Source organism: Actinomycetota bacterium (assembly GCA_035540895.1).
GTDB lineage: Bacteria > Actinomycetota > JAICYB01 > JAICYB01 > JAICYB01 > DATLFR01.
Genome location: DATLFR010000043.1, coordinates 1 through 12045 on the forward strand (window position 1 = coordinate 1; position 12045 = coordinate 12045).

Annotated in this window: 9 protein-coding genes and 1 tRNA gene; 9 read left to right on the top strand and 1 reads right to left on the bottom strand. The window is 71.3% G+C overall.

The window, feature by feature from the left end; translation table 11 throughout:
- Nucleotides 1-191 precede the first annotated feature (191 nt).
- The 4 genes from VM840_02335 to VM840_02350 all read left to right on the top strand — a co-directional run bounded on the left by VM840_02335 (nt 192) and on the right by VM840_02350 (nt 4361).
- Nucleotides 192-1691: a hypothetical protein gene (locus VM840_02335; GenBank protein ID HVL80414.1), complete on the top strand. Its 1500-nt coding sequence runs from the start codon at nt 192-194 to the stop codon at nt 1689-1691.
- A gap of 132 nt (nt 1692-1823) precedes the next feature.
- Nucleotides 1824-3287 (top strand): hypothetical protein, encoded by a 1464-nt coding sequence (locus tag VM840_02340; protein ID HVL80415.1) that lies wholly within the window; start codon nt 1824-1826, stop codon nt 3285-3287.
- Nucleotides 3288-3318: 31 nt separating this feature from the next.
- Nucleotides 3319-3864, top strand: a complete 546-nt coding sequence (locus VM840_02345; GenBank protein ID HVL80416.1) for an HD domain-containing protein — start codon at nt 3319-3321, stop codon at nt 3862-3864.
- Nucleotides 3864-4361, top strand: a complete 498-nt coding sequence (locus tag VM840_02350) for a small multi-drug export protein (GenBank protein ID HVL80417.1) — start codon at nt 3864-3866, stop codon at nt 4359-4361. Before VM840_02345 ends, VM840_02350 begins: the two co-directional genes overlap by 1 nt.
- Here the strand turns inward: VM840_02350 and topA are convergent.
- Complete coding sequence (gene topA / locus VM840_02355) at nt 4358-7006, bottom strand: type I DNA topoisomerase (GenBank protein HVL80418.1); 2649 nt, start codon at nt 7004-7006, stop codon at nt 4358-4360. The genes VM840_02350 and topA overlap by 4 nt on opposite strands.
- Nucleotides 7007-7163: 157 nt before the next feature.
- Between topA and VM840_02360 the strand changes: the two genes are divergently transcribed.
- From VM840_02360 to VM840_02380, 5 genes are all read left to right on the top strand, one after another.
- Nucleotides 7164-8525 carry an MFS transporter gene (locus VM840_02360; protein ID HVL80419.1) on the top strand — a complete coding sequence of 454 codons (1362 nt, stop codon included), beginning with the start codon at nt 7164-7166 and terminating at the stop codon, nt 8523-8525.
- Nucleotides 8522-9667 carry a hypothetical protein gene (locus VM840_02365; protein ID HVL80420.1) on the top strand — a complete coding sequence of 382 codons (1146 nt, stop codon included), beginning with the start codon at nt 8522-8524 and terminating at the stop codon, nt 9665-9667. The genes VM840_02360 and VM840_02365 overlap by 4 nt, the downstream gene beginning before the upstream one ends.
- Before the next feature lie 12 nt (nt 9668-9679).
- Nucleotides 9680-9751: transfer RNA gene (locus tag VM840_02370), tRNA-Thr, on the top strand.
- 52 nt (nt 9752-9803) lie between these two features.
- On the top strand, nt 9804-10916 hold the full coding sequence (locus tag VM840_02375; protein ID HVL80421.1) for a PDZ domain-containing protein: 1113 nt from the start codon (nt 9804-9806) through the stop codon (nt 10914-10916).
- Between the two features lie 14 nt (nt 10917-10930).
- A partial coding sequence (locus VM840_02380) for an AAA family ATPase (protein ID HVL80422.1) occupies nt 10931-12045 on the top strand: 1115 nt, incomplete at its 3' end.

The following is a 12045-nucleotide window of genomic DNA, read 5'->3' on the forward strand; positions in this document are numbered from 1 at the left end:
GTCCGCAGCCCCGACAGGGGGAGCCCGGCCTGAGCGATCAGCTCCTCGATGCGCTCCCGGTCGGCGGGCACGGCCGTGCGCACGTCGGTGGCCGGCTCCCAGTCGCGGCGGCGCACCCGTCGGGCTCCCACGTCGCGAGCCCCCGCCGCCCCGGTCGTGTGGGAGACCCCACGGTCCTGGAAGGAGCCGCGGTGACGGGGTTCTGGCTGCTCGCCGCCCTCTACGCGTGCATGTGGGCGATCATGCTCGCTCCCGGAGCGGTGGTCCTGCTCGCCCGTCACCCCCGTCCGCGGCTCCCGGAGGACGACCCGGTGGACGACGCGTGGGTGCGGGTCCTCCGCCGGGAGCTGCTCACCCGGGTGCACGGGGCGGTCCAGCCGAACGAGGTTCCGTTCCTCGACCGGATGCCGCGGCGCGCACGCGCCGAGGGCCGAGCGGTCCTGCGCGTCGCCGGGTCGCTCACGATCCCGGACGGCGCGGTCGTCGAGGCGTCCTTGATCGTGCACGGCGACCTGCGCTGTGGAGCGGGCGCACGCCTGCTCGGCCCCTCGTGGGTGCGGGGCCGGGCTCGCCTGGGCCCCCGGGCCAGGGCGACGACGCTCGTCGTGGACGGGGAGTGCCGGTTGGACGAGGGGGCCTCGGTCACCGGCGGGGTGGCTTCCGGCGGCTCGGTCAGGGTGGACAGGCGGGCTCAGGTGTCCGGACCGGTCCTGTCCCGCCGTCAGGTCGTCCTCAGACCGGGGGCGGTCGTCGGATCAGCGCTCGCTCCCGTGGTGAGGTGCGCGTCCGAGCCCGGACAGGAGGAGTTGGTGCCTCTCTCGGAGGCGCAGCCGCTCAAGGAGCCGGTCTGGACCCCGCGGTTGGACGCCGCGCTCACCGAGCTGTGGCCCGGCGGCCGCCTCGCCGAGCTCGTCGAAGCGCTCGCGGAGCGGACGGGGGAGCTGCGTCGTGGCTCCCACGTCCTGGCGCGCGCCCGCCAGCTCGGCCTGTTCGACCGGGGGATACCCCGTCCGCCGGCCGTGCTGGGGCGGAGGCCGCGCTGGGTCCTCGAGCCGGAGACGGTCCGGGTGGGGGCCGACCTGCGCGTGCCTCCCGGGGTGGTGGTCAGCTACGCGCTCGCGGTGGAGGGGTCTCTGGAGGTCTTCCAGGACGCCGAGCTCGAGAGACCGGTGCGGGCGGGCCGGGGGATCCTCCTCCACGCCCGCGCCCACTGCTTCGCGCAGGTCGCCTCCGACGGGCTCATCGTCGTCGAGGAGGGAGCGGCCGTCCTGGGCCCGGCCGACTCCAGCACCCACATCCTCCTGTTCGCCAACGCGCGGGTCGGCACCCCCGGTTCCGGGGGAGCCCACGCCCGGGGTGCGATCGGACTCGAGCCGGGCGCGCGGGTCATAGGGGGCGCGATCTCGGGTCTCGGCGTGCGGGGAGAGGAGCTGCGGTCCTACGAGCAGAGGGTGGAACAGATAGAGAAGCTCCCCGACGCGAAGGACATAAGGCGCCCGGCGGCTCCGCCGGAGGCGGCCAAGGGCAAGGGGAAGCCTCGGAGGCGCCGCCGCCGCCGCGGCCACCGTCCGGCCGCCGGCCAACCCGTCTCGGCCGAGCAGCCGGTCGTCCATGACCTCTCCCCCGACCAGCCGGTCGTCCAGGACCTGGCCCCCGAGCGGTCGCCCGCCCCCGATCCCGCGGACATCTGAACCGGGCGAAACGGACTATCGGGCGGATCCCGCGCAGAAACACCCGACGGCTGGACCCTCCGTGCCCGTTGCTAACGGTGTCGGGAGGCATCTGGGGGCTCCCGGTCTGGGGACACGCTCGAGGGGAAGAAGATGGGACGCCGCAGGTCGAACAGGCTAGAGGTCACCATCGCCGCCGGAACCGGACAGGCGATGGTCACTCCCGTCCCGACATCGCGCATCAAGATGATGGCGACGATCCTGGGGATCACGCTCGCGATCGCTCCCGCGCCCTGGGCCTTCAAGACCTACGACTCGTCGCGCGCGGACAACGGCACGAAGCCCGTCGGGACCCACGAGAGGATCGAGGTGCTTCCGGGGGTCGCCCAGATGGTCCGCGACAACCTGCCCCAGCAGGCGGCGACCGCCGACCCGGCCGGCCGCGTGAGCCTGGACCTCGGGGAGATCCCCGCCGGGACGTCCACCTCCTTCGTCGACCTGTTCCGGATCCGCAACGGGGGAAGCTCCCCCGTCCTCGTCTTCGTCGAGCCCGAGGCGCTAGCCACGGGCGGTTACCACGTGTCCGTCTCGGGAGACCGGGCTCCGGGCGCTTTCTGGTTGGAGCCCGGGGATATCCGCGCGGTCGACATGGGGTTCGCCGCCGACCTGGTCTCCACGCCTGGAGACGGGTCGGGCGATGTCGTGGTCCGTACGGCCTCGAACCTCGTCCGCCGCTCGGTCCCAGCCCGCTGGACCGTCACCCCCGCCTCTGAGGACGCCATCCTCGCTGCCCTGCTCGCCGCAGCCGGCATCTCGAACCCCGAAGGCGGTTTCGGCAAGCTGGGAGACGCCGCGACCGGTCTGGAGAAGCCCGACTTCGAGCTGGGTGGCGTCTGGGACGGCGGCATCTACACGGGGACCGTGTCGCTCTCCTGGCGTCCCGTGGGACCGCTCACCGACGCGAGGGCGACCCTGAACGGGCGAGCGATCGGCCGATCGACGAAGGTCGACCGCGAGGGCGACCACCTGCTGCGACTCGAGGCTCTGATCATGGGCTCGGTGAAGTTCGAGCGCGAGGTTCGGTTCCGGATCGACAACACCGCGCCCTCGGCGGTCCTGTTCGCCCCGGCCATCAGCTTCGGCAACCCGGCTCGCTTCTCCGTGAAGACCGAGGACTCGAGCCCCGTGGCCGGTGTGGATGTCCTGGTCCTGCGCCGGACCGACGAGCCGCAGTCGTCACCGTCACCGTCGCCGTCACCGTCGCCCACGCCGCGGCCCACGTCGAGCCCGACGCCCTCGCCGACCCCGAAGGCCTCGTCGACGCCGGCCCCGTCCGCGACCCCGGCGCCCAGCTCCACGCCTCAGCCGAGCTCGTCGCCGGCCCCGTCGCCCACGCCGGCCCAGTCCGCCGCGCCCCAGGTGTCGAAGCCGGGACCCGAGCCGATCCGCGTGACCGCTCGCTACGACCAGGAGAGCGGGATGTGGGTGGCCGACGTCAACCTGGAGCCCGGCACCTACGACGTGTGGGCCGAGGCGGTGGACGTGGTGGGGAACCGGTCCACCACGCACCCGCAGCGCATCGAGGTGCTCAAGCCGCTGGTGCCCAGCCTGCGCTGAGAGGGTCCGAGCACGTAGCATCTTGCACGTCATGGACCGTGAACAGGCGCTCGGGCTCGTCCGGGAGAGGACGTCGAAGGAGACGACGGTCCGCCACCTGATCTCGGTCGAGGGGATCATGCGCCGCCTGGGACGCCACTTCGGCGGCGACGAGCACACGTGGGCCCTCGCCGGTCTCTTCCACGACCTGGACCAGGACGAGACGCACCACGACCTCTCCATCCACGGATACACCACGGCCCAGTGGCTCCGGCCGTTGGGCGTCGACGAGCAGGTCGTGAACGCGGCCCTCGCGCACGCCCATCCCGAGTACCGGACGGACCTGATGTCCAAGGCGATCGTGCACGCCGATGCCATCTCGGGACTGCTCGTGGCCGTCGCGCTCGTTCGTCCGGAGAAGGCTCAGGGGATGAAGGTCTCCTCCGTCCGCAAGAAGCTGAAGGACCGCGCGTTCGCGCCCGGAGTCGCCCGCGAGGACATCACCGGCGTCACCGACTCCATCGGGCTCGAGCTCGACGAGTTCATCGCTCTCGGCATCGAGGGCCTGCAGCTCGTCGCCGACGAGATAGAGCTCTAGTGCGCCACGCATTCGCCGAGCTCGTCCAGGGTCTCCCCGCGCCCCTCGCCACCGTCGTCCTGGCGATGGTCCCGATCGTCGAGCTCCGGGGAGCGATCCCGCTCGCCATCCTCACCTACCGGCTCCCGCCCCTCGAGGCGTTCGCCTGGGCCGTCCTAGGGAACATGATCCCGGTCCCGATCATCCTCTTCTTCCTCGAACCCGTCTCCGACTTCCTGCGCAGCCGATCGCGCCTCTTCGACCGATTCTTCGAGAAGCTCTTCGACCGCACGCGGACGAAGCACTCTCACCGCTTCGAGAGGTGGCGCGACCTGGCGCTCATCACGTTCGTGGCCCTCCCCCTCCCTCTGACCGGGGCCTGGACGGGCGCCCTAGCCGCGTTCCTGTTCGGCGTCCGGCCCCGGCGGGCGATCCCGCTGATCGGAGTGGGCGTCCTCATCGCCGCGACGATCGTCACGACGCTCGTGGTGAGCGGCCTGCGCCTGTTCGGCGTCTAGGCCTTGCGCTTCGGGGACCTGCGCTTCGCCGCCGGCTTCTTGGCCGTCGTCTTCTTGCGCGTGGCCTTCTTCTTGGCCGGCCCCCTCTCGCGGCGGGCCTGGAGGAGCTCCGCCGCCCGCTCGATCGTGATCGACTCGGGCTCGTCTCCCGTCCTCAGCGAAGCGTTCGTCTCCCCGTCGGTGACGTAGGGTCCGAAGCGCCCCTCCTTCACGACGACGGGCTGGCCGGAGACGGGATCGGGCCCGAGCTCGCGGAGCGGGGGAGCCGGGGCACGCTGGCCCCGCCGCCTCTTCGGCTCGGCCAGACGTCGGACCGCCTCCCCGAGGTCGACCTCGAAGATCTGCTCCTCCGTATCGAGCGACCGGGTCTCGGCTCCCATCTTCAGGTAGGGACCGAACTTCCCGTTCGCCGCGACGATCTCCTCGCCCGTCTCCGGGTGGGACCCGACCGTACGGGGGAGCGACAGCAGCCTCATCGCGGTCTCGATGGACATCTCGTCGGGCGACATCGTCTTGAAGAGCGAGGCGGTCCTCGCCTTCGCCCCCTTCGCCTCGAGCTCGTCGGGGTCGCCCAGCTGCACGTACGGACCGAACCGGCCGCTGCGCACGAGGATGGTGAGCCCGGAGTCCGGGTCCGTGCCGAGGATCTTGTCACCCTTCGGCGCCGAGAGGATCTCGGCGGCGCGGTCGACCGTGAGCTCGTCCGGCGGGATGTCCTCGGGGATCGAGGCCGTCTCCTCGTCGCGCTGCACGTACGGTCCGAACTTGCCGACCCGCACGACGATCTCCCGGCCGAGGTCGTCGCTCCCGAGCGGGATCGTGTTGACCTCCCGGGCGTCGATCTCGTCGAGCCTCTCGTTCACGAGCTCGTGGAGCCCGGGTTCGCCGTTGCCGTGGTAGAAGCGGCGCAGCCACGGCCGGGAGTCCTGCTCGCCCTGGGCTATGTCGTCGAGCGTGTCCTCCATCCGAGCCGTGAAGGCGTAGTCGACGAGGTCGGGGAAGTGGCGCTGCAACAGCGTCACCACCGAGAAGGCCGTCCACGTGGGGACGAGCTGGGAACCCTTCTTCCAGACGTAGCCGCGGTCCATGATCGTCGCGATCATCGACGCGTAGGTCGAAGGACGCCCGACCCCGAGCTCCTCGGCGGCCTTCACGAGCGACGCCTCGGTGAACCGGGCCGGGGGCTGCGTCTGATGGCTGTCCGCCTCCAGGTCCACCGCCCGGACGGACTGTCCCTCGACCAGAGGAGGCAGGAAGCTCTGCCTGTCCTCGAGGTCCGCCTCCGGGTCGTCCGACCCTTCGACGTAGGCGCGCAGGAACCCCGGGAAGGAGATGGTCCGTCCGGAGGCCGCGAACTCCGCGTCGCGCCCGGCGGCCACGGCCCCCACCCTGACCTGGACGCTCGACCCGACCGCGTCGGCCATCTGTGACGCGACCGTCCGCTTCCAGATCAGCTCGTACAGCCGCGCCTCGTCGGCGCTGACCTCCCGCGCCACCTCGTCGGGCGTGCGGAACCGGTCGCCTCCCGGCCGGATGGCCTCGTGCGCCTCCTGGGCGTTGCGCACCTTCTTCGCGTAGGTGCGGGGGCGGTCCGGGACGAAATCAGGCCCGTACAGCTCCCCCGCCTGGGCCCGGGCGGCCGCCACGGCCGTCTCGGACAGCGCGGTCGAGTCGGTCCGCATGTAGGTGATGTAGCCGTTCTCGTAGAGACGCTGGGCGAGCTGCATGGTGTATCGGGTCGAGAACCGCAGCTTCCGGCCCGCCTCCTGCTGCAGGGTCGAGGTCATGAACGGCGCGTGCGGAGAGAGTCGATAGGGCTTCTCCTCCACCGAGCGCACGGTGAACGCCGAGTCGCGAAGCGGATCCGCGAGCTCGCGGGCCTGAGCCTCGTCGAGTAGGACGGCCCCCTGACGGGTCAGCTCACCCGACTCGGAGAAGTCCTTCCCGGTCGCGAGCCGGGCACCGTCGAGGGAGACGAGGGTGCCGACGAACGACCCGTCCGTGCCGCCGGCCTCGAACGTGGCCTTCACGTCCCACCAGGCAGCGGACCGGAAGCGCATCCGCGCCTGCTCGCGTTCGACGACGAGCCGGGTGAACACGCTCTGGACACGGCCCGCGGACAGCTTCGGGGCGACCTTCTTCCAGAGCACGGGGGACACCTCGAAGCCGTACAGGCGGTCCAGGATGCGGCGGGTCTCCTGGGCGGAGACGAGCTGCATGTCCAGCTCGCGCGGCCGATCGATCGCCTCCTGGATCGCCTTCCGGCTGATCTCGTGGAAGACCATCCGTCGCACCGGGACCTTGGGTTGGAGGATCTCGGCGATGTGCCAGGCGATCGACTCCCCCTCCCGGTCCTCGTCGGTCGCCAGGAACACCTCTGAGGCGTCCTTCACCGCCGCCTTCAGCTTCCGGACCTGTTCCCTCTTCTCCGGTGGGACGACGTAGATCGGCTCGAAGTCCTTGGTGACGTCGACCCCCAGCTGCGCCCACGGCTGACCCTTGTACGACTCGGGCACCTCGGCCGCGCTGCGGGGCAGATCGCGGATGTTCCCCATGGACGCTTCCACGAGGTAGCCCGTGCCGAGGTAGCCCGCGATCGTGCGGGCCTTGGCTGGGGATTCGACGATGACGAGGGGCTTGGGCATCGCAGGGGGAAGGATGGGGGTGCTCCGCGAGGCTGTCAAGCGGCCCCGCGTCCGGCCCCCGACGTACGTCGGGGGCCGCGCCAGCCCCGACCGAACCCCTGGAGAGGGCCGGGAGGTCTCCCGCATAGGCTATAGATGGGTCCGGAGCCACCCTCAGATGAGCGACCCGTCCAAGCCTGTCTCGTCGGTCCCACCGCAGATCCCGGTGGGCGAAGCCGTGGGCTCGACCGGCATGCGCCGCAGCCCGTACCGGTCGGTCCTGAAGCTGCGCAACTTCCGCCGGCTGTGGCTCGGGATGACGGTCTCGAGCCTGGGGGACTGGATCGGACTGTTCGCCCTCCTCGCGATAACGGACCGGCTCGCCCCCGGCAACCCGCTCGCGATCGCCGGGCTCATGATCTTCCGGGTGCTCCCGGCCCTCGTGATCGGGCCGCTGGCCGGCGTCGCGCTCGACCGCTGGGACAGGCGCAAGGCGATGATGGCGTGCGACCTGCTCCGTGCCGTCCTGATCGCGACCGTGCCGTTCGCGCGGTCCCTGCCGTTCCTTTACGCGGTGTCCTTCGCCCTCGAGACCCTCTCGCTGATCTGGATGCCGGCGAAGGACTCGCTCATCCCCAACCTCGTCCCGTCCCGGTGGCTCGTGGCCGCCAACTCCCTCGCCCTGTTCACCACCTACGGGGTCTTCCCGCTCGGGGCGCTGGCGTTCACCGGGCTCGTCGGCGTCGGGCAGCTGATCGGCAACCAGTTCCCCGCTCTGGCCGAGCTCCAGCTGAACGAGGAGAACCTCGCCCTGTGGATAGACGCGGTCACCTTCCTCGTCTCGGTCGCCCTGATCTCGCGGATCGACTTCCCGGGTCTCCCACGGGAGAAGAGGCCCCTGCGCTTCCGGGTGGTCGTGGAAGAGATAAAGGAGGGGCTCCGGTACCTCTCTGAGCGTGGGGAGGTGGCCAGGATCATGCGAGGGATCGGGTTCGCGCTCGTCGGGGGCGCGGTCATCTTCTCGCTCGGCGCCCCCTACACCAGCCAGGTGCTGCGCGGGGGAGCCCAGAGCTTCGGCCTGGTCGTAGCCTTCCTCGGCACGGGGATGGGCCTCGGCGTGCTCGTGCTCGGGTTCGTCGGTGACCGCCTCTCGAAGGGCTGGGTCTTCGCGGGCGCCATCATCGCCGGCGGTCTGGTGCTCGTCGGCGCTTCGATGGTCACGCGCTTGGAGTACGCGCTCCCCGTGGCCGGGCTCCTCGGAGCCTGTGCGGGCGCGGCCACCGCCACCGCCTTCGCGATGCTGCAGGAGAAGGTGCCGGACGCGGTCCGTGGCCGGACGTTCGCCTCCGTCCAGATCGTGATCCGCCTCTCCCTGTTCCTATCGCTGATCGCGTTCCCATCGCTCGCCCAGCTCTTCGGGCAGGTCTCGGGCGACGCGGCGGAGGGGGTCCGGTTCGCCCTCGCGCTGGGCGGGCTCCTCGGCGTGGTGGCCGGGACCGTGGCCGCGTTCGACGTCTACAGGGGACGGATAGACGGGTGAGCGTCTGGGAGCCGATCGCCGGCCAGTCCGGACCGGTCCGCCTGCTGCAGGGAGACGTCTCCTCCGGGCGCGTCTCCCACGCGTACCTCTTCTCCGGCGGCACCGGACGGGTGACTCGCGCGGCGGCCGAGGCGTTCGCGGCGGCGCTCGTCTGTCCGGACGGTGGATGCGGCCGGTGCCGGACGTGCAGGGCGGTGTCGCTGGGGGTCCATCCGGACGTAGACACGCTGGAGCCCCCCGGCATGCAGCTGCTCGTCGAGCAGGTGCGCGACGCGGTCCGGGCGGCGTGGCGGGTGCCCACGGAGGCTTCGCGTCGCGTCATAGTCGTCGACCGGGCGGACCGGATGAACCCCAACGCGCAGAACGCTTTCCTCAAAGCGCTCGAGGAGCCGCCGACGGCCACGACGATCGTCCTCGTCGCGCCCAACGGTGACGCCCTCCTCGAGACGGTGCGGTCGCGCTGTCGTGAGATCGCGTTCCACGCCCCCTCGGAGGGGGAGACCGCCGAGATGCTGGTCTCGGCCGGGGTGCCGGACGACGAGGCCCGCCGGTGGGCGCGTCTGGCCGGGACGCCCGACCGGGCCCGGCAGCTCGCCTCGGACGCAGACGCCCGCGCGCGGCGAGAGGAGGTGGTCTCCCTGGCGCTGCAGCCCGCCCGCGACCCCGCGGACTCGCTGGCCGCCGCCGAGACCGTGGCCGCCCGGACCCGTGAGATGCGCGACCGGATCGCCGAGCGACACCGGGAGTCGGCGGCCGAGGCCGCCGAGTGGCTACGGGAGACCAAGAAGGCGGTCGAGGACAGGCTGCGACGGGAGCAGCGCCGAGCGGAGCAGGTCGCCCTCGACGAGGTGCTCGAGGACCTCGAGTGCGTGCTCCGCGACGCTCTCGTGGTCGCCCATGACCGCGATGGCCCGCTCCTCGACCCCGGGCTCCGGCCCGTCCTGGGGGAGGTCGTCTCCCGCCTCGGTCCACGGGCGGTGCCCGCGGTCCTGCGTGCGCTCGCTGCGGTGGACCTGGCGCGACGGCGCTTGGCCGCGAACGCGAACGTGCTGGTGGTCTTGGAGCAGGTGTTCCTCGCCGTCCACGGCGCACTCGGCTCCCCGGCTCCCGCGGGAGCAACCGTGGGAGGCGAGCGTTGGTAGGATCCCTGCGTTGCCGGAGTAGCTCAGGGGCAGAGCAGTCGATTCGTAATCGACAGGCCGCGGGTTCAAATCCCGCCTCCGGCTCTGGGGCCGCTCGAGCCCCCGGACCTCGACCCCGATCACGAGAGAGACCGACGTGCGCGACAGACGCATCCGTTTCATGGTGCTGCTCCTCGTCCTGGCCCTGGGCGCCTCCGCGTGCCGCGCTCCCGAGGGCCGCGACGGTCCCGGTCCGACGGCGTCGCCGTCGGAGACCGGGGAGGACGAAGGGTCCGACCGGGCGGAGGACGTCGAACCGCCACCCGTCGCCGACCCTAACCTGACCGGACGGGTGGGGCTCATCGTGGTCAGCAACAGTCGGACCTTCCCCCGCCTGCTCGGCTCCCCCTCCGAGCCGGGTGTGGTCGTCCTGTGGGTGCAGCCCGACGGGCCGTCATCCGGCGCCAACCTGCAGCGGGGAGATGTCATCACGCACGTGAACGGCGACCCCTCGGTGAACGCGGAGCTCGCCGTCCGTCAGCTGCGGGCGCGCCCGGGGGACGAGCGGCGTCTGCGCGTCCTCCCCGCGGGAGGGGGAGCCGCCCGCCAGGTCACCGTGACCGCCCAGAACCCGGGCAACATCGACGTCCGGAAGGACTACTACCAGGAGATGGTTCGGGAGACCCCCGACGACCCGATCGTCCATTACCTGAGGGCGCAGTCCACGGGGCCGTTCGACGAGAACATAGAGAGCGCGGAGCGCGCGGCGGACCTGTTCCCCGGCTTCACGGAAGCGATCAGCCTGAGGGCGGAGCTGCTCTTCAATCAGTCACAGCACCGGGAGCTGCCGGTCGAGAAGGTGGATGAGTTCCGCGACCGCGCCCAGCGCGACTGGCGCATCGCGCTCAACCAGGAGCCGACCAACACGCGCGTGCTCGTGTCCTTCGCGCAGGCACTCGCCCAGCTCGGGAGCGTCCGGCTCGCTCACCAGCACGCTACCCGGGCGGTGGAGCTCGACGAGACCTTCCCCGGCGCCCATTACGCGGTCGCGCTCGCCGAGTACACGCGCTCGAGGTACGCGGCTGCGGCGAGGCCGGCTCGCCGGGCGGTGGACCTCAACCCCTACGACGTCCGGTACTACAGGACGCTCGCGTTCACCTTCGCCAAGCTCGACCGGGACGCCGACGCGCGCCGGACGGCCGATGCCATCTCGGGGCTCCTCGAGCCCCGTCAGCGGCAAGAGCTGTACGACCAGCTGAAGAACGTCTAGGCCCGGGGCCGCCCATGAGCGACGACGGACACCAGCGGCCGGGACTCTCCTGGCCGGACCACGACACGGGCCCCACACCGCCCCCCGGTTACGGCGACCCCCGCGAGCGCGCGACGCGGCGTCCGCTCGCCTGGTGGGACCGCGTCAAGATCCTCCTGCTGCTGGGTGGCTCCTACATGTTCCTGGTCTGGGGCATCCTCGCGGCCGACCCGAGCCTCGTCTTCGCGGAGGCCATGTGGATCGCCTCCCACGACTACCGATGGCTGCTCTGGCTCATCGGACTCGAGGCCGTGCGCCAGGTCCATTACCTGATCAGCGAGAGGTCGGCGGGCTACCACCACCTGTGGTCGAACAGGATCTTCGGGGGCCTCGAACGGCGCGCCTCGCGCATGGACGACTGGAACCGCTACCGGATCGCCCGGGTGGCCAAGTGGCTGTTCGTGCTCGCCGTAGCCGATCTCGTGCTCGCCCGCACGACGGACACGTCGCCCTCCACCGCGCTCTTCCAGCTCCCGCTGGCGCTCTGGAACATCCTGCCGATGGCGCTGCGCCTGCTCTTCGGCATGTTCTTCCTGATCGTCCAGTTCGCCGCGCTCTTCTGGTTCCTGAGCAAGGGCGGGATCGACACCTACATGCCGGAGGACATCAAGACGAGGTTCAGCGACGTGTGGGGCCAGGACCACGTCCTCGACCACATAAGGGAGAGCATCTTCTACCTCGAGCGGCCCGAGGTGATCGAGGAGCGGGGAGGGTACCTGCCGGGCGGGATCCTGCTCTGGGGACCGCCCGGGACCGGCAAGACGCTGCTGGCCGAGGCCGTTGCCGGGGAGACGGGCAAACCCTTCGTCTTCGTGGACCCCGGTGCCTTCATCCAGATGTTCGTCGGGGTGGGTGCGCTGAAGGTCAAGGCGCTCTATCGGAAGCTGAGGAAGCTCTCGATCCGGTACGGCGGCGTCATCGTGTTCTTCGACGAGGCGGACGCCCTGGGCAACCGCGGCGCGGTCGTCACGGAGGGCGGGGGGTGGAGGCCGCCCACCTCGGGGAGCGTTTGGCAGGACGACCCCGCCTGCCGCGGTCTCTGTTACCTGTCCTCGGACAGCGTCTCGGTGTTGCACGCCCCGGTCCATCC